Source organism: Mycobacterium pinniadriaticum, from assembly GCF_026242045.1.
Taxonomy (GTDB): Bacteria; Actinomycetota; Actinomycetes; order Mycobacteriales; family Mycobacteriaceae; genus Mycobacterium; species Mycobacterium pinniadriaticum.
This window is the reverse complement of sequence record NZ_JAPJDO010000009.1, coordinates 46,707-71,575: the sequence shown is the minus strand read 5'-3', so window position 1 is coordinate 71,575 and position 24,869 is coordinate 46,707. Positions and strand designations below refer to the sequence as shown.

Annotated in this window: 20 protein-coding genes; 6 read left to right on the top strand and 14 right to left on the bottom strand. The window is 67.3% G+C overall.

Translation table 11 applies throughout. The features are described from left to right. Positions 1–3: 3 nt before the first annotated feature. The 6 genes from ORI27_RS12680 to ORI27_RS12655 form a co-directional block, all read right to left on the bottom strand. A complete protein-coding gene (locus ORI27_RS12680; RefSeq protein WP_265997274.1) occupies positions 4–1,386 on the bottom strand; it encodes an ATP-binding protein in 1,383 nt (460 codons plus the stop codon). 64 nt (positions 1,387–1,450) lie between these two features. Beyond that, positions 1,451–3,034 (bottom strand): bifunctional phosphoribosylaminoimidazolecarboxamide formyltransferase/IMP cyclohydrolase, encoded by a 1,584-nt coding sequence (gene purH, locus ORI27_RS12675; RefSeq protein ID WP_265997275.1) that lies wholly within the window; start codon positions 3,032–3,034, stop codon positions 1,451–1,453. Beyond that, positions 3,031–3,660: a phosphoribosylglycinamide formyltransferase gene (gene purN / locus ORI27_RS12670; protein ID WP_265997276.1), complete on the bottom strand. Its 630-nt coding sequence runs from the start codon at positions 3,658–3,660 to the stop codon at positions 3,031–3,033. Before purN ends, purH begins: the two co-directional genes overlap by 4 nt. 35 nt (positions 3,661–3,695) lie before the next feature. After that, the gene (locus ORI27_RS12665; protein WP_265997277.1) at positions 3,696–5,126 is read right to left on the bottom strand and encodes a cell division protein PerM; all 1,431 of its coding nucleotides are present in this window, start codon (positions 5,124–5,126) and stop codon (positions 3,696–3,698) included. A 49-nt stretch (positions 5,127–5,175) separates the two neighbouring features. Then, positions 5,176–5,991 (bottom strand): DUF5336 domain-containing protein, encoded by an 816-nt coding sequence (locus tag ORI27_RS12660; RefSeq protein ID WP_265997278.1) that lies wholly within the window; start codon positions 5,989–5,991, stop codon positions 5,176–5,178. Positions 5,992–6,137: 146 nt separating this feature from the next. Further along, positions 6,138–7,043: a hypothetical protein gene (locus ORI27_RS12655; protein ID WP_407666303.1), complete on the bottom strand. Its 906-nt coding sequence runs from the start codon at positions 7,041–7,043 to the stop codon at positions 6,138–6,140. A gap of 181 nt (positions 7,044–7,224) precedes the next feature. On the opposite strand from ORI27_RS12655, the gene ORI27_RS12650 reads away from it, so the two are divergent. Next, positions 7,225–8,073, top strand: coding sequence for an LLM class F420-dependent oxidoreductase (locus ORI27_RS12650; protein WP_265997280.1), 849 nt, complete (start codon positions 7,225–7,227; stop codon positions 8,071–8,073). 3 nt (positions 8,074–8,076) lie between these two features. Here ORI27_RS12650 and ORI27_RS12645 read toward each other — a convergent pair whose 3' ends face one another. The 3 genes from ORI27_RS12645 to sucC all read right to left on the bottom strand — a co-directional run bounded on the left by ORI27_RS12645 (position 8,077) and on the right by sucC (position 11,789). After that, positions 8,077–9,609 carry an acetyl-CoA acetyltransferase gene (locus ORI27_RS12645; RefSeq protein WP_265997281.1) on the bottom strand — a complete coding sequence of 511 codons (1,533 nt, stop codon included), beginning with the start codon at positions 9,607–9,609 and terminating at the stop codon, positions 8,077–8,079. Between the two features lie 98 nt (positions 9,610–9,707). Continuing rightward, the gene (sucD, locus tag ORI27_RS12640; RefSeq protein ID WP_265997282.1) at positions 9,708–10,610 is read right to left on the bottom strand and encodes a succinate--CoA ligase subunit alpha; all 903 of its coding nucleotides are present in this window, start codon (positions 10,608–10,610) and stop codon (positions 9,708–9,710) included. Positions 10,611–10,625: 15 nt separating this feature from the next. After that, the gene (gene sucC, locus ORI27_RS12635; RefSeq protein ID WP_265997283.1) at positions 10,626–11,789 is read right to left on the bottom strand and encodes an ADP-forming succinate--CoA ligase subunit beta; all 1,164 of its coding nucleotides are present in this window, start codon (positions 11,787–11,789) and stop codon (positions 10,626–10,628) included. A 301-nt stretch (positions 11,790–12,090) separates the two neighbouring features. Here sucC and ORI27_RS12630 point away from each other — a divergent pair, with 301 nt between their 5' ends. Both ORI27_RS12630 and ORI27_RS12625 read left to right on the top strand, forming a co-directional pair. Beyond that, positions 12,091–13,113: a M23 family metallopeptidase gene (locus ORI27_RS12630; protein WP_265997284.1), complete on the top strand. Its 1,023-nt coding sequence runs from the start codon at positions 12,091–12,093 to the stop codon at positions 13,111–13,113. A 4-nt stretch (positions 13,114–13,117) separates the two neighbouring features. Then, on the top strand, positions 13,118–13,726 hold the full coding sequence (locus tag ORI27_RS12625) for a hypothetical protein (RefSeq protein ID WP_407666298.1): 609 nt from the start codon (positions 13,118–13,120) through the stop codon (positions 13,724–13,726). A gap of 10 nt (positions 13,727–13,736) precedes the next feature. Here ORI27_RS12625 and pcrA read toward each other — a convergent pair whose 3' ends face one another. Beyond that, the gene (gene pcrA / locus ORI27_RS12620) at positions 13,737–16,076 is read right to left on the bottom strand and encodes a DNA helicase PcrA (protein WP_265997285.1); all 2,340 of its coding nucleotides are present in this window, start codon (positions 16,074–16,076) and stop codon (positions 13,737–13,739) included. A 243-nt stretch (positions 16,077–16,319) separates the two neighbouring features. Here pcrA and ORI27_RS12615 point away from each other — a divergent pair, with 243 nt between their 5' ends. Then, complete coding sequence (locus ORI27_RS12615; RefSeq protein ID WP_265997286.1) at positions 16,320–16,589, top strand: chorismate mutase; 270 nt, start codon at positions 16,320–16,322, stop codon at positions 16,587–16,589. A gap of 34 nt (positions 16,590–16,623) precedes the next feature. On the opposite strand, the gene ORI27_RS12610 is transcribed toward ORI27_RS12615, so the two are convergent. Then, positions 16,624–18,648 (bottom strand): acyltransferase family protein, encoded by a 2,025-nt coding sequence (locus ORI27_RS12610; RefSeq protein ID WP_407666299.1) that lies wholly within the window; start codon positions 18,646–18,648, stop codon positions 16,624–16,626. A gap of 260 nt (positions 18,649–18,908) precedes the next feature. Between ORI27_RS12610 and ORI27_RS12605 the strand changes: the two genes are divergently transcribed. Further along, on the top strand, positions 18,909–20,468 hold the full coding sequence (locus tag ORI27_RS12605; RefSeq protein ID WP_265997287.1) for a long-chain-fatty-acid--CoA ligase: 1,560 nt from the start codon (positions 18,909–18,911) through the stop codon (positions 20,466–20,468). 11 nt (positions 20,469–20,479) lie between these two features. Here ORI27_RS12605 and ORI27_RS12600 read toward each other — a convergent pair whose 3' ends face one another. Continuing rightward, a complete protein-coding gene (locus ORI27_RS12600; protein WP_265997288.1) occupies positions 20,480–21,937 on the bottom strand; it encodes an NAD-dependent succinate-semialdehyde dehydrogenase in 1,458 nt (485 codons plus the stop codon). Positions 21,938–21,987: 50 nt separating this feature from the next. Between ORI27_RS12600 and pgi the strand changes: the two genes are divergently transcribed. Continuing rightward, the gene (gene pgi / locus ORI27_RS12595) at positions 21,988–23,637 is read left to right on the top strand and encodes a glucose-6-phosphate isomerase (protein WP_265997289.1); all 1,650 of its coding nucleotides are present in this window, start codon (positions 21,988–21,990) and stop codon (positions 23,635–23,637) included. Positions 23,638–23,640: 3 nt separating this feature from the next. On the opposite strand, the gene ORI27_RS12590 is transcribed toward pgi, so the two are convergent. Both ORI27_RS12590 and ORI27_RS33135 read right to left on the bottom strand, forming a co-directional pair. Beyond that, the gene (locus ORI27_RS12590) at positions 23,641–24,390 is read right to left on the bottom strand and encodes an SDR family oxidoreductase (RefSeq protein WP_265997290.1); all 750 of its coding nucleotides are present in this window, start codon (positions 24,388–24,390) and stop codon (positions 23,641–23,643) included. Positions 24,391–24,407: 17 nt separating this feature from the next. Then, positions 24,408–24,866, bottom strand: coding sequence for a zinc finger domain-containing protein (locus tag ORI27_RS33135; RefSeq protein ID WP_265997352.1), 459 nt, complete (start codon positions 24,864–24,866; stop codon positions 24,408–24,410). Positions 24,867–24,869: the final 3 nt, after the last annotated feature.

Below are 24,869 nucleotides of genomic sequence, written 5' to 3'. Positions count from 1 at the left end.
GGGTCACCCATAGACCGTCTCGCCTTCTCCCGTCACCTTGTCGATGCGCTTGGCCAAATACAGTGCCTCCAGCGCTAATTCCACGGCCGCGGCACGCTCGCCCTCGGTTTCGGCCTCCAGCCGCTTGGCAATCGCGTCGATCACCGGCAGGTCGGGCAGCGCGGCCAGTACGTCCTTGGCCGGCACCTGCTCGCCGGTGGTCACCGCCGAGCCGCCCTCGACCGCGGAGACCAGCGGGCCGACGTCGATACCGCCGAGCACGCGCTGGGCGGTATCGGCCGTGGCCCGGCGCAGCAGGTGCTCGAGCACCGCCTGCTCGCGGCCCTCCTCGCCGGACTCGAATTCCAGCTTGCCGCGCAGCACGTCGATCACGGTGCCGAGGTCAACCACCCGGGCCACCGGCTCATCCTCCCCCAGCACCGCGCCGCGATGGCGTGCCGATGCCGCAACGGTCTCGGCGGCCGCGATCGCGAACCGCGCGGACACACCCGAACGCTGGTCGACGGAATTGGACTCGCGCAGATAGCGCGCGAACCGGGCGATGATCTGCATCAGGTAGGTCGGAACCTGCGCGGACAGGTGCGCTTCCTGAGTGATGACGCCGACCTCGGCGTCGAGTTCACGCGGATAGTGCGTGCGGATCTCGGCGCCGAACCGGTCCTTCAACGGCGTGATGATGCGACCGCGGTTGGTGTAGTCCTCGGGGTTGGCGCTGGCGACCACCAGCACGTCCAGCGGCAGTCGCAGCGTGTAGCCACGGACCTGGATGTCGCGTTCCTCCATCACGTTGAGCATCGAGACCTGGATCCGCTCGGCCAGGTCGGGCAGTTCGTTGACGGCCACGATGCCGCGGTGCGCGCGCGGGATCAGGCCGTAGGCGATGGTCTCGGGATCACCCAGGGAACGTCCTTCGGCGACCTTGATCGGGTCGATGTCGCCGACCAGGTCGGCCACGCTGGTGTCCGGGGTGGCGAGCTTTTCGGTATAGCGCTCGCTACGGTGCCGCCAGCCCACCGGCAGTGCGTCACCCAGGTCGGCCGCCCGGCGGATCGACCCTGGTGTGATCGGGGTGTACGGGTGCTCACCGAGTTCGGCTCCGGCGATCACCGGCGTCCACTCGTCGAGCAGGTTCTGCAATGACCGCAGCAGCCGGGTCTTGCCCTGCCCCCGCTCACCCAGCAGGACGAAGTCGTGCCCGGCGATCAGAGCCCGCTCAAGCTGCGGCAAAACGGTGTCCTCGAACCCGAAAATGCCTGGCCAGACGTCATCTCCTTGGGCCAGTGCGGCCAGCAGGTTCTCCCGGATCTCCTGCTTGACGGTGCGTTCCCGATGGCCGGACGCGCGCAATTCGCCAAGTGTGCGGGGGAGGTTGTCAGGTGAAGTCACCTCTCCACGCTACGACTGCGACGCCGTGAGGGCATTACGCGGTCGGCGCAATGTCACATATGGATCAGTGCGCGAAGTGGCGGGCCCCGGTGAGATAGAGCGTCACGCCCGCCTTGGCGGCGGCCTCGGTGACCAGCTCGTCGCGCACCGAGCCGCCGGGGTGCACGACGGCTTTCACCCCGGCCGCGGTCAGCGTCTCCAACCCGTCCGGGAACGGGAAGAACGCGTCGCTGGCGGCGACCGCGCCGCGAACCCGCTCACCACCACGCTCCACCGCCAGCCTGGCCGCGTCGACGCGGTTGACCTGTCCCATGCCGACGCCGACCGTGGCGCCGTCGGCCGCGATCACGATCGCGTTGGATTTGACCGCGCGGCAGGTCCGCCAGGCGAACTGCAGGTCGGCCATCATCGCCGGGTCCGCTGGTGTTCCGGTGGCCAGCGTCCAGTTCGACGGATCGTCACCGGACGCGTTGAGGGTGTCCCGCTCCTGCATCAGCAGACCCCCGCTGATCTGCCGCAGCTCGACCCCGTCGACCGGAGGTTCAGCGGCGACCAGCACGCGAATGTTCTTCTTGCGGGCCAAGATCTCGACCGCACCGGGCTCGTAGGCCGGGGCGATGATCACCTCGGTGAAGATCTCGGACACAAACTCGGCCATCTCCACACTGACCTCGGTGTTGGCCGCGATCACTCCCCCGAATGCGCTGAGCGGATCGCATTCGTGGGCCTTGCGGTGCGCATCGGCCACCGACACCGACGAGATGGCGATACCGCACGGGTTGGCGTGCTTGATGATCGCCACGCAGATCTGTTGGTGGTCGAACGCCGCCCGCCATGCCGCATCGGCATCGGTGAAGTTGTTGTAGGACATCTCTTTTCCGTGCAGCTGCTCGGCCTGCGCCAATCCCGGCCAGCCGGAATCGTCGCTGTAGAGCGCGGCCTGCTGATGCGGGTTCTCGCCGTAGCGCAGCTGCGAGGTGCGCCGCCAGGTGTAACCGAACCAGGGCGGCAGAAGTGTCCCCCCATCTTCTTCTGCGGGCGCCAGCACCGAACCCATCCAGCTGGCCACTGCCAGGTCATATTCCGCGGTGTGCCGAAATGCCAACGACGCCAACTTCTGCCGCTCGGCCAGGGTGAAGCCACCAGTACGGACCGCGGCCAGCACCCCGTCATAACCGAGTGGGTCGACGACCACGGCCACGCTGGCGTGGTTCTTGGCCGACGCACGCACCATCGACGGGCCGCCGATGTCGATCTGCTCGACGCACTCCTCGATTTCGGCGCCGGAGTCGACCGTCTCGCTGAACGGGTAGAGGTTGACCACGACGAGGTCGAACGGCGCGATCTTGAGATCCTCGAGGGCACGCATGTGGTCGGGGTTGCGGGTATCGGCGAGCAGGCCGGCGTGGATGTGCGGGTGCAGGGTTTTGACCCGTCCGTCCAGCACCTCGGGGAAGCCCGTGACGAACTCTACCGGGGTGACCGGAATACCTTTGTCGGCAATGGTTTTGGCCGTGGAGCCGGTGGAGACGATGTCAACGCCCGCGTCGTGCAGACCTTGTGCGAGCGGAATCAGCCTGCTCTTGTCGTACACGCTGATCAGCGCACGCCGGATCGGCTTCTTTCCGATCAATGTCCCCGCGGTCATCCTATGGTCGCCTTTCTGCCACTCCAGGTCACACCGCGCGTTGCCAGCGCGGCCAGCACGTCCACCAACAGCCGTCGTTCCACGACCTTGATGCGTTCGTGCAAGGTGTCTTCGTCATCACCGTCGAGAATCTCGACCGCCTCTTGGGCCAGGATGGGCCCGGTGTCCATGCCGGCGTCCACGAGGTGAACGGTGCACCCGGTGACCTTGACCCCGTACGCCAGCGCCTCGGGAACCGCGTGAGCACCCGGAAATGCCGGCAGCAACGCCGGGTGAGTGTTGACGACGCGGCCAAGAAACCTCGAAAGGAATTCCGGGCCAAGTATTTTCATGAAGCCTGCGGACACGATGAGGTCGGGGCTGTGCGCTTCGGTGGCATCGGCGATCGCGGCGTCCCAGTCCGTGCGGTCAGCGAAATCCTTCAACCGCACCCGGAAAGTGGGGATGGAGGCTGCCTGCGCGATGTCCACGGCTCGGCAGTCGCGATCCACCCCGACCGCGACAACGCGGGCGGGATAGTCGCCAACGGCGGCAGCCAGCAGTGATTGCAGCAATGAACCGGTCCCCGACGCCAGGACGACGAGCCGCGCCGGCGCACTCGGGGCGACATGGATCGGATGCTGCACGGCGATGAGCCTAGCGGGAGGACGACGAGCGCAGCTCACCGCTCGGGCGGGCCGGTGTCGATGTCGTCGTCGACGAACATCAGATCCTCCACGTCCTCGAGGTCGGGCGCGGGTCGAACCGGCGGCGGTGGCGTCGGCGGCGCCGGCTCGGGTTCACCCTGGGCCTCGGCCTCGGCCTCGGCCTCGGGCTCGGGCTCGTGGTCCGGCCCGGCTTCAGATTCCGGCCCCGGTTCCTCGGAGACGTCGGGTATCGGCGTGGTCAGCGCCTCTTCGTCGTCCTCGACTGTCGGCTCTTCGGTGGGCGGCGCGGGCTCGGGGGCCTTCACCCGCTTGGGGCGGCGCCGCAGGCCACCGGTCATCACCACGGTGACCGCACCGACGAGGAAAAACCAGAAGAACACCGCTGGGCCGAAGGTGGCCTGGTCCACCCCGACATCGCCGAAGTTGCCCAGCTGGCCACCGCCGGCATAGCCGAGCACGACCATCGTGACGGCCGCCAGCAGCGACGCGACCGCGAGCTTGCCCAGCGCGGTCGGCCAGGGCAGCGGACGACTGGCGCACTGCTGCCCCACCGCGACCCCGGACGCGGCACCGACGATGAGCAGCGCCACCCACACCGGTCCCAACGGTGGCGTCGGCACCGCCGCCAGGATCGGCAGCGCCGGGATGTCCCCGCCGAAGACGGTGAAGGAGCTGAAGGTGGCGAAACCGATGTGGGCGCTGGAGCCGACCGCCACCGCCGACGTCCCGACAATCACGTTGGGCACGTACAGGGCCGACAACGCCGTGAGGCTGAGCTGACCGAACAGCGAGTCCGTCACGGCGTACAACTCGTGCATGGTCCCCCAGTGCACGACCAGGGACAGTGCCGTGACCGCCCCGGACAGTCCCAGGAGCGCCAGCACGCCCGCCGTCGCGGCTCGTACGGTGTCGCCGAGCCACTCGGGGAGCCGCAGGGCGCGCAATGCCCGCCACCCCACGCGTGACCCCACCCCGATCAGCGCGCCGATGGCGTGCACCGCGAGCACACCGGAGAACGCACGCAACGCACTCGGCGTCTGCAACTCGGTGATCACCGACGAGGCGTCGTGGATGACGGCCAGGGCAATCGCGGCGAACAGCAGCGGACCGCCGATGGCCGACGCGACGATCCAGCGGATCACGAACCACGACCCCTGCGGGGACGTGGCCTGCGCCGTGGTCCGCGCGGTACCCCAGACCATCAGCAACACCGGCAGCAGCGGCAGAACCGCCAACTGATGGCCGGCGATCGAGACGGGCACCTGATGCACGGCCAGCCACATACTGGCGATCGCGCCGAACGCGCCGGTCATATCGCTGTTGGCGATGACGAGTTGCAGCAGCGTCACCGCCGCGATCACCACCAACGCCACCAGCGACGGGCCGAACGCGACCCGCACCAGGTCACGCGCCTGGCGCGCCCCGACCGGTCGCTTGTCCTCCATCCGTGTCACCCGACGCGCCAGTCAGACGTACTGCGCGACGAGCGCCCGGTTACGACGGGGTGGAACCCGATGACGGCGACGATGACGGCGCCTGAGGCTGTTCCGGCTGCGAGCCGGTCTGCTGCTGACCCGACCCGGTCGACGGCGGTGGGCTGAAGCTCGGGAAGCCCGTGGGCGGGGTGGGCGGTCCGCTCTGGGCACCGAGCCCGCCGAATCCACCGGTGGACGGACCCGATGAGTAGCCACCGCCGTACTGCGAGGGGTAACCGGGCCGCGGCGGCATCCCCTGCGGCGGGCCCTGCGGTCCGGGCTGACCGTAGTAGCCGCCGGGAGGGGGACCGTACTGGCCGAACTGCTCGTAGCGGGGCCGAGGCGCCGGGGCGGAGATGATTCCGGACTCCAGCAGCAGCGCAACCACGGCGGCGATGGTCTGCAACAGGGTCAAGGCGATCATCACCCACAACCCCCACCCGACACTGAAACCGGTCGGTTTGCCGAGCACCATGGCGATCGCCGTCAGCACCGACACCCCCGACGCGGTCGCGATCACACCTCCGTAATCGCGAGCCTTGGGCAACAGACTGGCGGCCGCCAACAACGCGGCGACCAGAGTCGCGAGGACCGGATAGCCGCCGCCACCGCCGCTGAGCTCGGCCCCGCCGAAGGGACCGAGGTCGGCCTTGATGGTGAGGATCGGTCCGAAGCTGGACAGATAGGCGGCCAAGCCCAGGACCACGACGGCGACGTTCAGGTACAGCGGCAGCTTGCTCGGCCCTGCCTCGGCTTGCGCGAATGGCTGCGCGGGAGCACCGTAGGGTCCGGCCGGCTGGCTCGGTGGGTAGCCCGGGTTGGGCGGGTAAGTCATGGCCTCTCCTTCAGCCTCGTCACGCCGGCGCTCCCCGCGGCGCTGCGTCGGTTGTGGCTCGTGAAAGGACCCGCAGGTCCGGTTCGCCCACCACGCTAGCGCACGCCGCCGTGACGACCTGTGACCATCGGCGTGTCACATCGGGCCTACCAACTCGCCGAGAGTGCAGGTGTTGTACGGGAATCGCGAGTGGGAGCGTCAACAAGTGCCGTCTGGGCGCAGCCAGCAGCCCGTAGAGCCGCGGCGGCGCGACGGACGATGCCGTCAGGTTGGCTGCGTAGATGCCTCGCGCTCACCCGAACGATCCGCCAGCCGAGGTCGGCGAAGAATTCGAGCCGGTCGATATCGCCCGCATGCTGTACCGGATCAGTCCAGTGTTGCGCTCCGTCGTACTCGACCCCGACCTTCCACAGGGGCCAGCCCATGTCAATCCGCCTGACCACCCGACCGGTGGGGCCGCAGATCGGTATCTGGGTGGCGGGCCGAGGCAAACCGGCTCGCACCAGCAGCAACCTCAGCCTCGTTTCCTGCGGTGATTCCGCTCCACCGTCAGCGCATTCGAGCACACGGCGTAACCGTCGAATATGACGAGCACCAGAGTTTCGGCGGGCGACTGCGGCGACGTCCTCCACACCGATGCCGGTAGCCGCCAACACGGCGTCGACTCGAATCACCCCAACAGTGAACTCGTAGGTGCGACCCAGGTCATAGGCAGTACGTGCCGGCGTGGTGCAGCTGATGCCCGATGCCCTGCACACTTCGTCGTCGCGGAGGGCACCCGAATGCACGACGATGCCTGGCGGGCAGCGCTTCTGTGCACGCGCAAGTTCCGCGGGATGGTTGTCGGGCATCCACGGGGCTCCCAGCAGCGCGGCTGCCGAGACCCCCGCGACGGTGGCCCGTCTCCCCGACCACATCCACGCGGCGATCGCTCGGTCAGCGGCGGACAGTTCGACCCCGCGAGGCGCATAGACATTGCGATGTACTTTGACGAATCTCTTGCCCAACTCGCGCCGGGTGACCACCCCGGCGGCAAGCGCCTCGTCGGCCATGATCAGCTTCACCACGCCGACATCGTCGCCACAACCGGCCCACGCAGCTATTCACCATGTGGATGCCCGCCCAGAGTGCAAGTGTTGGACACAACTTGCGAGTAAGTGCGGGAAGAACCGCAGTCTCGGCGACTGAAACCCGGCCTTGCCCCGGGATATGGCGCCCGTTCTAATTCAGCGCATGGATTACGGGCTCGTTCTGTTCACCAGCGATCGCGGCATCGCCCCGGCGGCCGCGGCCAAGCTCGCCGACGACCACGGCTTCACGACGTTCTACGTGCCCGAACACACGCACATCCCGGTGAAGCGGGAGGCCGCCCACCCCACCACCGGTGACGAGTCGTTACCCGACGACCGCTACATGCGCACGCTGGACCCGTGGGTCAGCCTGGGCACCGCATGCGCGGTGACCTCCAAAGTTCGACTGTCCACCGCGGTGGCGCTGCCCGTCGAGCACGATCCCATCACCTTGGCGAAATCGATTGCGACCCTTGACCATCTGTCTGGGGGCCGGGTCAGCCTCGGCGTCGGATTCGGCTGGAACACCGATGAGCTGGCCGACCACGGCGTTCCGGCCGGACGGCGCCGCACCTGCCTGCGCGAGTACCTGGAAGCGATGCGGGCCCTGTGGACACAGGAAGAAGCCGAATACGACGGCGAATTCGTCAAGTTCGGGCCGAGTTGGGCCTGGCCCAAGCCGATCCAGTCGCACATCCCGGTTCTCGTCGGCGCGGCCGGCACCGAGAAGAACTTCAAATGGATCGCCCGCAGCGCCGACGGCTGGATCACCACCCCGCGGGACTTCGACATCGACGAGCCGGTGAAGCTGCTGCAGGACACCTGGGCCGGAGCCGGTCGCGACGGCGCCCCGCAGATCGTGGCACTCGACTTCAAGCCGGTCCCCGAGAAGTTGGCACACTGGCGCGAAATCGGGGTCACCGAAGTGCTTTTCGGACTGCCGGACAAATCAGCCGACGAGGTTGCCGGCTACGTCGAGCGGCTGGCGGGCAAACTCTCCGCCCTGGCTTGAGGGTCAGGCCAGGACTGCCCGGTTGATCCCGTCCTCGCCGGCGGTCACCGTGATCGCGGCGCCCAGCGGGTCGCCGTCGCTCATGAGTGATACCAGGGCGGGGTCGGTGCCGATCGCCATGAAGCGGCTGCCATCAGCGTCGAGGCGGCCGATGATGACGCCGGTGCGTTCCGGCCAGTCGTAGCGCACCGAATAAGTCTCGATCACACCCGCTCCGGTGGCGTTACGGGTGACCGGCACCGTCGGAAGAGCGGCGATGTCCTGCTGCAGGGCCGCGCTTCGATCAGCTGCCCACTCGACCGGGGTCGTCGAGTACACGCCCACCGAATACTTGCTCATCACACCACCGTTGGCACCCACCAGCCCGAAAGCACCTGGCTTGTCCCGCATTGCGGCGACAGTCTCGGCGATACCGTGCAACGAATAGCTGTTGCCCGGTCCCCCGAAATACGGCAGGCCGCCGGTGAGCGTGAGCCCACGGGGATCATCGGCGGCCAGTCCGAAGTCATCACACACCGCGAAGACAGGGAAGGGAAAACAGCTGTAGAGATCGAAGGTCGAGACGTCGTCGATGGAGATTCCGGCTCCCCGAAGTGCCTCTGCCACAGCCTGTCTCGACGAATGGCTGACGCTGACGTCCGCGCGGTCCAGCAGGTCCTGCTCACGCTGATCAGCGTGCCCATGCAGGTAGACCCATCTCTCCTCGGGCACACCGAGTCTGCGTGCGGCCTCGACTGACATCAGCAGGGCTGCCGCCCCCTGGTTGACGGTGTCGCGGGCCACCATCAGCCGCGGATACGGGTCGCAGATCATCCGGTTCTCGGCGGTGACGGTGGCCAGTTCCTCGACAGATCGCTCCACCGGTGACGACGAAAATGGGTTTTTGGCAGCGACTTTCGAGAATGGTGCGAACAGCTCCGCCATCTTCAGCCGGTAATCTCCGACACTGAGGCCCAGCCGCGCACGGCGTGCGTTGTCCAGCAGCCCGTACTGCACCGGCGCGCCGGTCAGTCCATGCTTGGCGGTGTACTCGCTCATGTACTGCTCGAAGCCGTAGCCGCGGTCCTCGAGCTGGCCGCCGACGGTCTCGCTGTGGTCCGGTTTCCCGTCGCGACCCGCGAATGTCTTCAGCGTCGAGCCGTTCTCCGAACCGAGGATCAACGCCACCGCGATCTCGCCGGCCGCGATCGCACCCGCGAACTCGGTGACCAACTTCTGCGGACCGTTGCCGCCGATCGGCTCGAGAACCGCCCGTGCAGGGTCGGCACCGACACGTTGCGCCACCGATCGGACGTAGTTGTCCGAGCATCCCAGCCGCGGGTCGGCGAAGGGTGTGCAGATCTCGAACTGTCGCAGGCCGGCGAACACCTCGATGGCTCCGGCGACGGCGGCGACGTCCGCTCCGGTGTCGACAAGCGCCGCGCGAACCGCCTCGGTGGCCAGCTCGACCGCCGACATGCCGCGGTAGTCCGCGTCGTCGATGCGTTCGGTGAACTGCCCGACGCCGACGATGACGGGAGTACGGGGATCGACCATAGTTCGACAGGCTAACCGATTTGTCGCCCGCGTCGAAATCGACATCAGGGCTGTGACTCCAGCGGAATCACAGCCCTGATGCAGAACTCGCGGCTAGATCACAGCCCGGCCAGGATCTCCCTGGCCAGCGTCGCGGTCGCCGACGGCGTCTTGCCGACCTTCACCCCGGCGGCCTCGAGGGCCTCCTTCTTGCCCTGCGCGGTGCCGGCACCGTCGGACACGATGGCGCCCGCGTGGCCCATGGTCTTGCCCTCGGGCGCGGTGAAGCCGGCGACATATCCCACGACCGGCTTGGAGACATTGGCCTTGATGTAGGCGCCGGCCTTCTCCTCGGCGTCGCCGCCGATCTCGCCGATCATCACGATGATCTTGGTCTCGGGGTCCTTCTCGAACGCCTCGATGGCGTCGATGTGGGTGGTGCCGATGACCGGGTCGCCGCCGATGCCGATGGCGGTCGAGAAGCCGAGATCACGCAGCTCGTACATCATCTGGTAGGTCAGCGTGCCCGACTTCGACACCAGGCCGATCGGGCCCTTGCCGGTGATGTTGTTGGGCGTGATGCCGACCAGCGACTCACCCGGGGTGATGATGCCGGGACAGTTCGGCCCGATGATGCGGGTCTTCTCGCCTTTGTCGACGTTATAGGCCCATGCATACGCAGTGTCCTGCACCGGGATGCCCTCGGTGATGACGACCAGCAGCGGGATCTCAGCGTCGATGGCCTCGATGATGGCGTCCTTCGAGAACGCCGGTGGCACGAACGCGATCGACACGTCGGCGCCGGTCTCCTTCATGGCCTCCGCCACCGAACCGAACACCGGGAGCTCGACGTCGTTGCCGTCCTTGTCTTTGTGAGCCACGGTGGTTCCGGCCTTGCGGGCGTTGACGCCACCGACCACCTGGGTGCCGGCCTTGAGCATCAGTGCGGTGTGCTTGGTGCCCTCGCCGCCGGTGATGCCCTGGACGATGACCTTGCTGTCCTTGTTCAGGAAGATAGACATATTTCGTTGGCTCCCTTACTTGTTGGCCAGCTCGGCGGCCTTGTCGGCGCCGGAGTCCATGGTGTCGGCCTGAATCACCAGGGGGTGGTTGGCTTCGTTGAGGATGCGGCGGCCTTCCTCGACATTGTTGCCGTCGAGGCGCACAACGAGGGGCTTGTTCGCACTGTCGCCGAGCTTCTTCAGCGCGCCGACGATGCCGTTGGCGACCGCATCGCACGCGGTGATGCCGCCGAACACGTTGACGAACACGCTCTTGACCTGACTGTCGCCCAGGATGACGTCCAGGCCGTTGGCCATCACCTCGGCCGACGCTCCGCCGCCGATGTCGAGGAAGTTGGCCGGCTTCACGCCGCCGTGCTTCTCCCCGGCGTACGCCACGACGTCCAGGGTCGACATGACCAGGCCCGCGCCGTTTCCGATGATGCCGACCTCGCCGTCGAGCTTGACGTAGTTGAGGTCGTTCTGCTTGGCCTTGAGCTCGAGGGGATCGGTGGCGTCCTTGTCCTCGAACTCGGCATGCCCGGGCTGGCGGAAGTCGGCGTTGGCATCCAGGGTCACCTTGCCGTCCAGCGCCAGGATCCGATCGTCGGGGGTGCGCACCAGCGGGTTCACCTCGACGAGGGTGGCGTCCTCGCCGACGAACACCTCCCACAGCTTCTGGATGGTCACCGCGGCGGCGTCGAGTACCTCGGCGGGCAGGTGGCCCTGCTCGGCGATCGAGCGGGCGAAGGCCAGGTCCACACCGGTGACGGCGTCCACGGGCACCTTGGCCAACCGATCGGGCTTGGTGGCGGCGACCTCTTCGATCTCCATGCCGCCCTCGACCGAGCACATCGCCAGGTAGGTCCGGTTGGACCGATCGAGCAGGAAGGAGATGTAGTACTCCTCAGCGATGTCGCTGGCCTCGGCGACCAGCAACTTCTTCACGATGTGGCCCTTGATGTCCAGGCCGAGGATGTTCTTGGCGTGGGTGTAGGCGTCCTCGGGTGTGGCGGCGAACTTGACACCACCGGCCTTACCCCGGCCACCCACCTTGACCTGAGCCTTCACCATCACGGGCTTGCCGATTTCCGCGGCGATGGCTTTGGCGTCCTCGGGCGAGTCGGTGACCCGGCCCGGGGTGGTGGGAACGTTGTGCTTGGCGAACAATTCCTTCGCCTGATACTCGAAAAGATCCATGGGCTCACTGTCTGGTCGGCGCTGACTGCTTGTTGAAGAAGATGATTGAGGAAGTCGCTCCGGGGGAACTGTATCTAGACGACTACGGGACGCCGTCCCCGCCCACCACTCATGTGGCCCATTTCACCGCGGGGCCGAAGTGATTCAACTCACAATCCCCCGTGGAATAGGCGCTTGGGTTGCCACCTTCATTAGATCTTCGTTAACGTCGTCGGAGTCTCAGATAACGCTTTGGTCACGACTAGAGGGACTTCGAGTTTTGACGCAGCATAGGCCGGCCCCGACTCCAGTCGGAGATTCTTTGGCCTCGCATGCGAAGACCAGCACATATGGTCGTCCAGCGGCCTCGAGCCGGGCGACGGATCCGGAGCGGCTCGACGTCACCGACATCATCCCGTTCAACGAGTTCGGCGACCTCGGTGACATCGATTTCCGGGAAAACAGCGCCTTCGACACCGATGCAGAGGTTGCCCGCTGCCCGGAGCTCGACGATCTGCATGACGCGGACGACCTGAAACCGCTCCGGCTGGCCGTGCCGTCGGAGTTCGCCGCGGCCCGCGAGGACCGTCGTGCCGAAGTACCGCGCTTCAGCAACAGCGAGAACACCGACGTGCTGCCCCGCACGCCAGCCCACCGCAGGCAACCGACCGGGGCCGCGAAGGGCCGCGCGATGATCGCCGCGATGGCCGCCGGCGCCGCCGCTGCTGCCGCCTACACCGCTCTGAAGCCGGCCACCGACACCACCACACGGACCGTGCTGGCCGTCGACAAAGCGCCGATGGACGGCACCGTGACCACGCCGCGGGGAATGCAGCTGATCGCCGTCAAGCCGATCGCCGACGCATCCGTGCACGGCGAGGAACTGGCCAAAGGTGTGGCCTTCGCCCAGGAACGCGCCGAGCGTGAGGCGCGGCTGCAGCGGCCCCTGTTCGTGATACCCACCAAGGGCGTCTTCACCTCAGGCTTCGGCTACCGGTGGGGCGCGCTGCACGCCGGCATCGACCTGGCGGCTCCGATCGGCACACCCATCGTCGCCGCCTCCGATGGTGTGGTCATCGACGCCGGACCGACGGCGGGTTACGGCGCCTGGGTCAAGCTCCGGCATTCGGACGGCACGGTGACCCTCTACGGTCATGTCAACACCTGGACGGTCCAGATCGGGCAGCGGGTGTTCGCCGGCGACCAGATCGCCACCGTCGGCAACCGGGGCAACTCGACCGGGCCGCACCTGCATTTCGAGGTGCTGCAGAACGGCACCAACCGGATCGATCCGGCGCCGTGGCTGGCGCAGCGTGGGCTGGCGGTCGGCCCCTACGCCGGCTGACCTGGTGTCTGAGCCGAACGACCCGCGCACCCGCATCATCCGACGCCAGCCGTCCGGACCGATCCCCCAACCCGAAGAGCCCCGCACGGGCATCATCCGGCGTGCCCCGACCGGGCCCATTCCGCAGGTGCCCGACGAGCGCACGACGCACATTCCGCGCCCACCCGCCGACGAGGCTCAGACCGGATTGATCCGCCGGGCCGCCCCGGTGGCCGTTCCGGCCCGATCGGTTCACGTCGACATCTCGACGGGGCGAACGGCGATCGCGGCCAGCGCCGTCAGCATCCTCAGCGGATGGGCGACGGCCGTGGTCGCCACCGACCTGATCACCGGGTGGTGGGGCACCGATCGGCTGTTCTGCGCGGCGGTCGGCTTCCTCACCCTGCTGTTCGCGGTGAGCAGCATCGCCGGGGTCATCATGTTGCTGTTGCGGCGCTCGGCCGGCCGCTATCTGATCGCGTTCGGATCCGTCATCGCGTTGCTGACGTTCGGCAGCGTGTTCGTCGCGGGGGCGCGAATCCCCTTGCCGGTCTATCTGATTCCGATCTTGCCGCTGACAAGCCTGATCCTGGCGTTGCAGCCCTCAACCCGGCGCTGGTGCCGCTTGCGGTGAGCTTGCGCGACTAAAGCTTTTGCAGCGGCGCGTGATTGTGCATCAGCTTGACCCGCCCCGCGCTGCCGAAGTCGATCAGGGACATCGCCGACTCCCCCATCCCGGATACCTCCTCGACACGGCCGAGACCGTACTTGTCATGGCTGACCCGATCGCCGGGTTCGAGGACCAGCAGCGGCCGCTTGCTGCCGCCCGCCGAGCGCATGGGGGACGGCCGTGGGGTACCGAAGCGGCCCGCACCGCTGACGGGCGCACTGTAGGACGGTGTGGGGTCGGTGCGGCGCCAGTCGACAAGGTGCTCGGGGATCTCCCGCAGGAACCGCGATTCCGGGTTCAGCATCGGCTGCCCCCACGATGAGCGGACCTTCGCGCGGGTGAGGTAAAGCCGTTGGCGCGCACGGGTTATGCCCACGTAGGCGAGTCGGCGCTCCTCGGAGAGCTCGGTCGGGTCACCGAGCGCGCGCATGTGCGGGAACATGCCGTCCTCCCAGCCGGTCACGAACACCACCGGGAACTCCAGGCCCTTGGCGGTGTGCAGGGTCATCAGCGTGACCACACCGGCGCCATGTTCGGGCAGTTCGTCGGAGTCAGCCACCAGTGACACCCGCTCCAGGAACTCCGCGAGAAGGCCGGTCTGCGGGACGTCCTCGTCGGTGGTGTCGTCCTCGGCCAGCGCAGCGGCATTGGCCCGGTCGATGCTGAATTCGTGTGCGACACTGACTAATTCGTTGAGGTTGTCCAGCCGCGCCAGGTCTTGTGGGTCACTGGAGGACTCCAGCTCATTGCGGTAGCCGGTGCGGTCCAGTACCGCCTCGACAAGGTCGCCGAGCTCGTCGTCGAGCTTGCCGCGCAGTTCGTCGATCAACTTGACGAAACTCGCGATCGCCTTCTCCGAGCGGGTGTTCAGCATCGGCACCTTGCCCTCGGCTGCGGCGACCAGCGCGTCGGCGAAGGTGGCACCGGTGTTCTCGGCGTACACCGACACGCAGGCCTCGGCCCGGTCACCGATGCCCCGGCGCGGGGTGTTCAGGATGCGACGCAGGCTGACGGCGTCCCCGGGGTTGTCCAGCACCCGCAGGTAGGCGACGATGTCGCGAATCTCCTTGCGTTCGTAGAACCGAACGCCGCCCACCACCTTGTAGGGGATGCCGGCGCGGATGAACACCTCTTCCAGCGAACGGGATGAGTTGTTGGTGCGATAGAACACGGCGACGTCGTTGTAGGAGATATCGCCAGCCCCACGAGCCCCGTCGGCGAGCGCGTCGATCTCCCCGGCGACGAACCTGGCTTCGTCGTGCTCGTTGTCGGCGACGTAGCCGACGATCAGTTCTCCGTCACCGGCGTCGGTCCACAGCCGCTTCTCGCGCCGGTTGGAGTTGCGCGAGATGACGGAATTGGCCGCCGACAGGATGTTCTGGGTCGACCGGTAGTTCTGCTCGAGCAGGATCGTGGTGGCGTTCGGGAAGTCGCGTTCGAAGTCCTCGATGTTGCGGATCGTCGCGCCGCGGAAGGCATAGATCGACTGGTCGGCGTCCCCGACGACGCACAACTCGCTGGGCGGCACGGTGTCGGTGTCAGGGGCGGCGACTCCGACAAGTTCGCGCACCAGGACGTACTGGGCGTGGTTGGTGTCCTGATATTCGTCGACGAGGATGTGCCGAAAACGCCTCCGGTAGTACTGGGCGATCTGCGGGAAGTTCTGCAAGACCGCCACGGTCTCGCCGATCAGGTCGTCGAAGTCCAGCGCGTTGGCCGCGCGCAGTCGCCGCTGGTACTCGCCGTAGACGCTGGCGACCGTGCGGGCCAGATCGTCGGATTCCGGCTCGAGCGCGGCCACCGCATCCTCGGGCAGGATCAGCTCGTTCTTGAGGTTGGAAATGGCGTTGGCCAGCAGTCGCGGTGAGTACCGCTTGGTGTCCAGCCCCATGTCCTTGCCGATCATCAGCAGCAGGCGCCGGGAGTCGTCGGCGTCGTAGATCGAGAAATTCGAGTTCAGCCCGGGTAGCAGCGAGGCCTGATTGCGCAGGATCCGCACGCAGGAAGAGTGGAAGGTGGAAATCCACATGTTCCTGGCCCGGGGTCCGACGAGCGAAACCACCCGCTCGCGCATCTCCGCGGCGGCCTTGTTGGTGAACGTGATGGCCAGTACCTGGCCCGGCCCGACGTCGCGAGCCGCCAGCAGATAGGCGATCCTCCGGGTGAGGACGGCCGTCTTGCCCGACCCGGCACCGGCCACGATCAGCAATGGGGAACCCTCGTGCAGCACGGCCTGGCGCTGCTGCGGGTTGAGACCCTCGAGGAGTTCGGCCGCGTCGGCCGGAGGCTTGAAATCGGTCACGTTCACACTCATGTCTGACCCAACCTACCGCTGTATGGCGACAGTTTTTTTGCTAAGCCGCCCTTCGGAGTGGCACACTTCAAACGTGCTTTCACCGCAGCGTCGATTTTTCTACGGGTACCGGTCCGCGGTGCCCGTGGTGGTCTAGCTGCTCAACCCGAGAGCCCCGCGGTCCGCATTCCGGATCCGGGGCTCGTCTCTTGTGTGAGGCCCGGAACCTGATGGGACCAGACCCACACACGAGGAGAAGAAGCGATGACCCTGGAAATGGTTCCTGAAGCCGAACACGACATCGGCAGTCTGCGCGGCGAGATCGACCGGCTCGATGCCGAAATCCTGGCTGCGGTCAAGCGCCGCACCGAGGTGTCCCAGGCGATCGGCCGGGCCCGGATGGCCTCCGGCGGCACCCGGCTGGTGCACAGCCGCGAGATGAAGGTGATCGAGCGTTACAGCGAGCTCGGCGAGGACGGCAAGGATCTCGCGATGCTGCTCCTGCGCATGGGCCGCGGCCGGCTCGGGCACTGACGCCGGCCATCAGGCAGCGCCGGCTCGGGCACTCCTAGCGCACGGCGTCGAGCAGCCAGGGTGTCATCCACTTGACCGCGTTCGGGGTCGGGTGCACACCGTCGATACGCACCCGCACACCGTTGATCTTGTTGGTGTAGGCGCCGTTCGGCCCGAGTTTCTTGTTCAAGTCGAGCAGCGTCACGTTCTTGCGTCCGCTGACGACCTTGCGCAGCAAGGTGTTCCACTGGTCGACCCGGCTGGGCTGATCCTCGGGATACAGTTTGCCGTTCGTCTGCTCGCCGTGCCGGCTGTACGGCTCGGTGGTCACCACCACCAGCGCCCCGGTCGAGGTCAGGATGTCCAGCGCATGGTTCAGCTCGCTCCGCAGATACTGATCGAACTCGGGTTGGCCGATGTGCGCCCAGGTCCCGTGAAACTTGCGGTCGACGATCTCCCAGCGACCGATGACCATCAGCACGACGTCGGGCCGGTCGTAGCCGATCCGCTGCGCCCAGCGCTCCGGCCAGGTGTCGCATTCGGGCTTCTGCTCCAGCACCTGACCCGAGTAGCGGTACGGCCCGCCGCGCACCAGGCCGCAGCCGATGGTGGTGCGGTCCAGGAAGTTGTTGCCCGGGGTCGGCGGCAGGTACCGCATTATCGTCCAGCCGATCGAATCGCCGAACACCGAGACGGTGTGTTCGCGGGGACCCGAGTGCAGCGGCGGGGCGACCCGCACCGTTTCCACCGGTGAGATCAGCGCGGCCTGCGCGACGTCAGGACTCCGCGGATCGATCCGGGTTCCGACCGGGACGACGACGACCGCGATCGCCACGGCCGTGGCGATGGTGGCGGCAGCCAGCCGCAGCTGCGGGACGTGGACGGGCCGCCAGCGCCGAACCGGCCGCTCGATCACCCACCACGACCCCGCCGCGACCAGCACGGTGATCACGCAGCGGGCACCGAACAACGCATACCCCGACCATCCCGTGCGTTCGCCGGTGAGCACCAGAAATATCGGCCAGTGCCACAGGTAGACGCCGTAGGAGATGACGCCGAGGGCCACCAGCGGCGGGGTGGACAGCACCCATGCCACGGGTCCGCGCTGCTCGAGTGCCACCGGCGCTATCACCGCCACCGCGGCGACGGCGACGACGGTGAGCAGGCCGTGCCGGAACTCGGCGGCGCTGCCGGTGGCGACATGCGTGATCGCGGCCAGGACGGCCACACCGGCCACCGGCACACCCCAGGCCAGCCAGCGGACCCACCGTGACCGGATCAGCGGCCAGCCGGCCAGTATCGCCGGCCAGTCCCTGACCAGAAGCGCGGCGGCCGCGGCGCCGACGAGCAGTGCCTGAGCCCGGGTGTCGGTGCCGAAGTACACCCGGTTCAGTGAGCTGTCCGACGCCATCAGGATCGACTCGGTCGCCGATCCCGCTGTTCCCAACACCGCCAGGACCAGCACCGCGCGCCGGACGGCGACGATGGTAGGCGTCTTGCGCCGTCGCCGGGCGATCAGCGCCAGCAACATTGCCACCCCGACGATCAGCACCGGCCAGATCAGGTAGTACTGCTCCTCGACGCCCAGTGACCAGGTGTGCTGCAGCGGTGACGGCGGCGCACCCTGGCTGAAGTAGTCGGTCTCCTGCCTGACGAACGCCCAGTTCGCCACCCACAGGAATGCGGCGATCGCGTCGTTGCGCAGGCCGCTGACCGCGTTCGGCGGGAACAGCATGCGGGCGGCGACCACCGCCAGCACCATGATCAGCAGGGCCGGCAGCAGCCGGCGGGCCCGACGCACCCAGAACGCGCCGAGGTCGAGTTGTCCGGTGCGACCGAGCTCATCGAGCAGCAGCGACGTGATCAAGAACCCGCTGAGCACGAAGAAGACGTCGACCCCGATAAATCCGCCTGCGACGCCGGGAATTCCACCGTGGCCGATCAGCACGAGGGCGACGGCGACGCCCCGGATCCCGTTCAGCGCGGGAACACCCGAGCCGCGTGGCTTCGGACGCCGCCGCTGGCTCGGCTGTGAAACGGGATCGACCCATGGACTTTGCGCGGATAAGCGCGCCGTCACGTGCATGCCCTCCTAGTTCGAGTGCTGTGAAATCTAGATGGCATCGACGGCCAATGGACGCAGGCGCGCGGTCGCCGGCGTCAAATAGCTCAGGCAGGTGTCCGATCGAGAGGCAAACAGACCCTCTTGGGGGGATTTCGGCGCACGCCGGCGCCTTCGACACTGAAGGCTCATGAAATCGCCCGACGGCGACATACACTACGACCAGGAGTTGAAATGTGCATACCAGATTTGTTGGGCACCAACGATTTCACACCACAATGACCGCCGGCATGTATCTCACGCAGGGTCTGCACAGGTCGTCGCGCGCCACCGGCGACGACACGATGACGATCTGCGGTGACCGCGTCCACACGTTCACCGACGTCGCCGATCGGGTTTCCCGGCTGGCCGGGGCGTTCCAGTCGCTGGGCGTCCACGAGGGCGACCGGATCGCGATCCTGTCGCTGAACTCCGATCGCTATTCGGAGTACCTGCTGGCCACCCCCTGGGCCGGTGCCGTCGTCAACCCGATCAACATCCGCCTGCGTGCCGCCGAGATCGCCTACAGCCTGCGCGACTCCGACACTCGAATACTGCTGATCGACGATACTTTCCTACCGTTGCTTCCCGAATTGCTTTCGCAATTCAGCGATCTGGCGACGGTCATCCACTGCGGCGACGGCCCGACGCCGGCGGGAACCCTCGGGTACGAGGAGCTGGTGGCCACCAGCGCCCCGGTGCCCGACGCGCATCGCAGCGGCTCGGATCTGGCCGGTGTCTTCTACACCGGAGGCACCAGCGGGCATCCCAAGGGCGTCATGCTGACCCACGACAACCTGATGACGTCGGCGCTGGGCTGCCTTGCGTCGGGATTCTTCCTGACCTCCGGCGGGCCGCTATTGCATGCCGCGCCGATGTTCCACCTCGCCGACCTGGCCATCTGGCTGGCGCAGGTGATCCACGGCGGCACCCACGTGTTCATCCCGGCTTTCCGGCCGGACTTGGTGCTGGGCGCCGTGCAACAGCATCGGGTCAGCGACCTGCTGCTGGTTCCGACGATGGTGCAGATGCTCGTCGACGAGCCGACCCTGCCCGACTACGACACCTCCAGCCTGCGGATGGTCATATACGGCGGCTCCCCGATCTCGGCGGCCCTGCTGGAACGTGCGGCCCAGCGGTTGCCGACAGCGTCGTTCGTGCAGGCCTACGGGATGACCGAGGTGTCGCCGGTCGCGACGCTGCTATCGCCGGCCGACCACCACAACCCGGCGTTGCGCCGGTCCGGCGGGCGTGCCGCACCGCATTCGGAGGTCCGCATCGTCGGCGACGACGACACCGAGCTGGCGCGTGGTGAGGTCGGCGAGATCGTCGTGCGCGGCGGGCACGTGATGGCCGGCTACTGGGGCAAGCCCGAGGAGACCGCGGCCGCGTTGCGGGGCGGCTGGATGCACACCGGCGACGCCGGCTACCAGGACGACCGCGGTTACGTGTTCGTCGTCGACCGGATCAAGGACATGATCGTGTCCGGCGGGGAGAACGTGTACTCCGTCGAAGTGGAGAACGCGCTGGCCCGCCATCCCGCGGTGGCCACCTGCGCGGTCATCGGGGTGCCCGACGAACGGTGGGGCGAGCGCGTGCACGCGGTGGTGGTGCTCGCCGCCGGACAGCGCGCGGAGCATGACGAGCTGCGGGAGTTCTGCAAGTCGCTCATCGGCGGTTACAAGATCCCCCGCAGCTTCGAGCTGGTCGACGCATTGCCGTTGTCGGCGGCGGGCAAGGTCCTCAAACGCGAACTGCGGGCCAAGTACTGGGCGGCAGCCGACCGCGCGGTCGGCTGAGGCCGCCCGAGTTATTTGGTCAGCGCGATGTACTTGGTGTCGAGGTACTCCTCGATGCCCTCGTACCCGCCCTCGCGGCCGAACCCGGACTCCTTCACACCGCCGAATGGGGCGGCCGGATCGGAGATGACACCCCGATTCACCCCGACCATGCCGGATTCGATGGCCTCGGCCACCCGCAGCGCCCGGTCCAGCGACTCGGTGTAGATGTAGGACGCCAGTCCGTATTCGGTGTTGTTGGCCGCGGCGACGCCGTCCTCCTCGGTGTCGAAGCCGATGATCGGAGCGACGGGACCGAACACCTCCTCGGTGAGGATGCGGGCATCAGGCGGGACGTCGGTCAGCACGGTAGCCGGATAGAAGTTGCCGGGGCCGCCGGGCGCCTGACCGCCGAGCGCGACCCTCGCGCCCTTGGCCACCGCGTCGTCGACCAGTTCCTGCACCTTGGCCAGCTGCTTGGTGTTGACCAGCGGGCCGAGCTTGGCCGACGGGTCGAGCCCGTTGCCCAGGTTGACCTCACCCATCCGCTTGACGAATTTGTCGGTGAACTCCTCGATGACGGCATTGGCGACGTGGATCCGGTTGGCGGCCGTGCAGGCCTCGCCGCCGTTGCGCATCTTGGCCAGCATCGCCCCGTCGACCGCGGCGTCGATGTCGGCATCGTCGAACACGACGAACGGGGCGTTGCCACCGAGTTCCATCGAGGTGCGCAGCAGCTTGTCCGCCGACTGGGCCACCAGCGCCTTACCGACCCCGGTGGAGCCGGTGAACGTCAGCTTCCGCAGCCGGCCGTCGTCGATCAGGGCTTTGGTGACCTCGCCGGGCCGGCTGGTGGGCAGGATCGACAGCACACCGGAGGGCAGGCCGGCCTCGGCCATGAGCTTGGCCAGCAGCAGCATCGTCAGCGGGGTCTCCTGGGCGGGCTTGACGATCATCGTGCAGCCGGCCGCGAAGGCGGGTCCGATCTTGCGAGTCCCCATGGCCAGCGGGAAGTTCCACGGCGTGATCGCGTAGCAGGGTCCGACCGGCTGTTTGGTGACGATGATGCGCCCGGTGCCGGCCGGCGACGGCGTGTACCGCCCGCCGATACGCACCGCCTCCTCGGCGAACCAGCGGAAGAATTCGGCGCCGTACTTGACCTCGCCCATACTCTCGGCGACGACCTTGCCCATCTCCAGGGTCATCAGCGTCGCGAGATCATCGGCGCGGGCGATGATGGTCTCGAACACCGAGCGCAGGATCTCGCCACGGTCGCGGGGTGAGGTCGCCGCCCACTCGGCCTGCACCGCGCACGCCGCGTCGAGCGCGGCGACGGCGTCCGCCGCGGTCGCGTCGGCCACCGTGGTGAGGACGGCGTCGTTGGAGGGGTCGTGGACCTCGAACGTCGACGAGCCGGGTCGCTCCTCACCACCGATCCACAGGCCGGTGGGGACCGACGACAACAGCCGTTCAATGTCTGGGGTGCTCATGCCTCCATCATGTACACCTTTGGACACCTCGTCACACTAGGGTTGAACGAATGACTGGAGACATTTCCGCCACCCCCGAATGGAACGCACTGCGTCGCCACCACGACCAGATCGCCGGGAAACACCTCCGAGAGTTCTTCGCCCAGGATCCCGACCGGGGTCGCGAGCTCACGCTCACCGTCGGTGACCTCTACATCGACTACAGCAAACACCGCATCACCCGGGAGACGCTGACCCTTCTGGTCGACCTGGCCCGCGCGGCGCACCTGGAAGAACGTCGCGACGCGATGCTGTCCGGCGAGCACATCAACACCTCCGAGGACCGCGCGGTGCTGCACACCGCGCTGCGGCTGCCCCGGGACGCCGAGTTGGTGGTCGACGGCCAGAACGTGGTCGCCGACGTGCACCAGGTCCTCGACGCAATGGGTGACTTCACCGACCGGCTGCGGGGCGGCGATTGGCTAGGCGCCACCGGCGAGCGGATCAAGACCGTGGTCAATATCGGCATCGGCGGTTCGGACCTGGGTCCGGTGATGGTGTACCAGGCGTTGCGGCACTACGCCGACGCCGGTATCTCGGCGCGGTTCGTCTCCAATGTCGACCCGGCTGACCTGGTTGCCAAGCTGGACGGACTCGACCCTGCCACAACACTTTTCATCATCGCCTCCAAGACGTTCTCGACGCTGGAGACGCTGACCAACGCGACCGCGGCCCGGCGCTGGCTGGTCGACGCCCTCGGCGATGCCGCGGTGTCGAAGCATTTCGTGGCCGTGTCGACCAACTCCAAGCTCGTCGACAGCTTCGGCATCAATACCGCGAACATGTTCGGGTTCTGGGACTGGGTGGGCGGCCGCTATTCGGTGGATTCGGCGATCGGCCTGTCGGTGATGGCGGTGATCGGCAGGGAGTCGTTCGCCGACTTCCTGTCGGGTTTCCACACCGTCGACCGCCATTTCGCCACCGCGCCGCTGGAGTCCAACGCGCCTGCGCTGCTGGGCCTGATCGGGCTGTGGTACTCCGACTTCTTCGGCGCCGAGACCCGGGCGGTGCTGCCGTATTCCAACGACCTGTCCCGGTTCGCGGCGTACCTGCAGCAGTTGACCATGGAGTCCAACGGCAAATCGGTGAAAGCCGACGGCAGCCCGGTCACCACGCCGACCGGTGAAATCTTCTGGGGTGAACCGGGAACCAACGGCCAGCACGCGTTCTATCAATTGCTGCACCAGGGCACCCGGCTGGTGCCGGCCGACTTCATCGGCTTCTCCCAGCCCACCGACGACCTGCCCACGGCGGACGGGTCGGGCAGCATGCACGACCTGCTGATGAGCAACTTCTTCGCCCAGACCCAGGTGCTGGCCTTCGGAAAGACCGCGGCCGAGATCGCCGCGGAGGGCACGCCCGCGAATGTCGTCCCGCACAAGGTGATGCCGGGTAACCGGCCGAGCACGTCGATCCTGGCCGACCGGTTGACCCCGTCGGTGGTCGGGCAGCTGATCGCGCTGTATGAGCACCAGGTCTTCACCGAGGGTGTGATCTGGGGCATCGACTCGTTCGACCAGTGGGGCGTCGAGCTGGGCAAGACGCAGGCCAAGGCGCTGCTGGGCGTGATCACCAGCGACGGCTCGCCGCCCAAGCAGACCGACAGCTCAACCGATGAGCTGGTCCGCCGGTATCGAGTCGAACGCGGCCGTGCACGATAGATTTCAGGCGAACGGCTTGGTGAACCGCGGCGGCAGCACCCGCAGCAGCGCCACCAGCGGAATCCACGGCCAGCCGGGCACGATCGCGCGCCCGCGCTCGCGTTCGATGGCGTCGACCATTTGACGCACACCGGTCTCGGTGTCCACCATCAGCATGGTGGTGTTGGATTTCGCCGTCATCTCCGACTCGATGTAACCAGGCTCGACGACAGTGACTTTGATTGGGCCGGAGGCGTATTCGGCCCGCAGCGACTCCCCCAGCGAACTGACTCCGGCCTTGGATGCCGCGTAGGCGGCCTTCGCACCCGGAACACCCTTGGTGCCCATCACGCTCGAGATGAGCACCAGGTGTCCCGAACCCGCCGCCTTGAACATCTCCAGCGCCGCCTCGATCTGCACCAGCGCCGAGACGAGGTTGGTCTCGATGGTCGCCTTGTTGGCCCACAGCTTGCCGGACCCGAGCGGGGCGCCTTTGCCGATGCCGGCGTTGACGATGACCCGGTCGATACCGCCGAGTTCGTCGGAGAGTTCGCCGAATACCTTGGGTACCTGGTCATGGTCGTTGACATCAAGGGCGGCGACGGCGACCGTGATGTTCGGGTGCCGCCGGGTGAGTTCGGCCTTCAGCTCGTCGAGGCGGTCGGCGCGCCGCGCGCACAGCGCCAGGTCGCGCCCCTTGGCTGCGAAGGCACGCGCCATGCCGGCGCCGAGACCCGAACTGGCGCCGGTGATGAGGATTCTCTGCCGAGTCACGGGTGGCAGCCTATCGACTACTTGAGCAGTCGTGACATTCGCCGGTCGGCCAGCACCTTGCCCCCGGTCTGGCAGGTCGGGCAGTACTGAAACGACTTGTCGGCGAAGGACACCTCACGCACGGTGTCGCCGCACACCGGGCACGGCAGCCCGGTGCGGGCATGCACCCGCAGCCCGGATCGCTTCTCCCCCTTCAACGTTGCCGCCTGTTGCCCCACCGACCGTTGCACGGCGTCGGTCAGCACCGAGATGATCGCATCGTGCAGGGCACCGAGTTGCGCGGCGGAGAGCTTGTTGGCCGTCGCGAACGGCGAGAGCTTCGCGACATGCAGGATCTCGTCGCTGTAGGCGTTGCCGATCCCGGCGATGACCTTCTGGTCGGTGATCACCGTCTTGATCCGTCCGCCGTGCGGAGCGAGGATCTCCGCCAGCTGGTCAGGGCCGACCTCCAGTGCATCGGGGCCCAGCGCCGCGATGCC

What these genes read in the sequence shown, in the direction of transcription:
- purH (WP_265997275.1), bottom strand. Translation starts at nt 3,034, where the DNA reads ATGACCGCGGGGACATTGATCGGAAAGAAGCCGATCCGGCGTGCGCTG.
- ORI27_RS12665 (WP_265997277.1), bottom strand. Translation starts at nt 5,126, where the DNA reads ATGGAGGACAAGCGACCGGTCGGGGCGCGCCAGGCGCGTGACCTGGTG.
- ORI27_RS12660 (WP_265997278.1), bottom strand. Translation starts at nt 5,991, where the DNA reads ATGACTTACCCGCCCAACCCGGGCTACCCACCGAGCCAGCCGGCCGGA.
- ORI27_RS12655 (WP_407666303.1), bottom strand. Translation starts at nt 7,043, where the DNA reads ATGGCCGACGAGGCGCTTGCCGCCGGGGTGGTCACCCGGCGCGAGTTG.
- ORI27_RS12650 (WP_265997280.1), top strand. Translation starts at nt 7,225, where the DNA reads ATGGATTACGGGCTCGTTCTGTTCACCAGCGATCGCGGCATCGCCCCG.
- ORI27_RS12645 (WP_265997281.1), bottom strand. Translation starts at nt 9,609, where the DNA reads ATGGTCGATCCCCGTACTCCCGTCATCGTCGGCGTCGGGCAGTTCACC.
- sucD (WP_265997282.1), bottom strand. Translation starts at nt 10,610, where the DNA reads ATGTCTATCTTCCTGAACAAGGACAGCAAGGTCATCGTCCAGGGCATC.
- sucC (WP_265997283.1), bottom strand. Translation starts at nt 11,789, where the DNA reads ATGGATCTTTTCGAGTATCAGGCGAAGGAATTGTTCGCCAAGCACAAC.
- pcrA (WP_265997285.1), bottom strand. Translation starts at nt 16,076, where the DNA reads ATGAGTGTGAACGTGACCGATTTCAAGCCTCCGGCCGACGCGGCCGAA.
- ORI27_RS12615 (WP_265997286.1), top strand. Translation starts at nt 16,320, where the DNA reads ATGACCCTGGAAATGGTTCCTGAAGCCGAACACGACATCGGCAGTCTG.
- ORI27_RS12605 (WP_265997287.1), top strand. Translation starts at nt 18,909, where the DNA reads ATGACCGCCGGCATGTATCTCACGCAGGGTCTGCACAGGTCGTCGCGC.
- ORI27_RS12600 (WP_265997288.1), bottom strand. Translation starts at nt 21,937, where the DNA reads ATGAGCACCCCAGACATTGAACGGCTGTTGTCGTCGGTCCCCACCGGC.
- pgi (WP_265997289.1), top strand. Translation starts at nt 21,988, where the DNA reads ATGACTGGAGACATTTCCGCCACCCCCGAATGGAACGCACTGCGTCGC.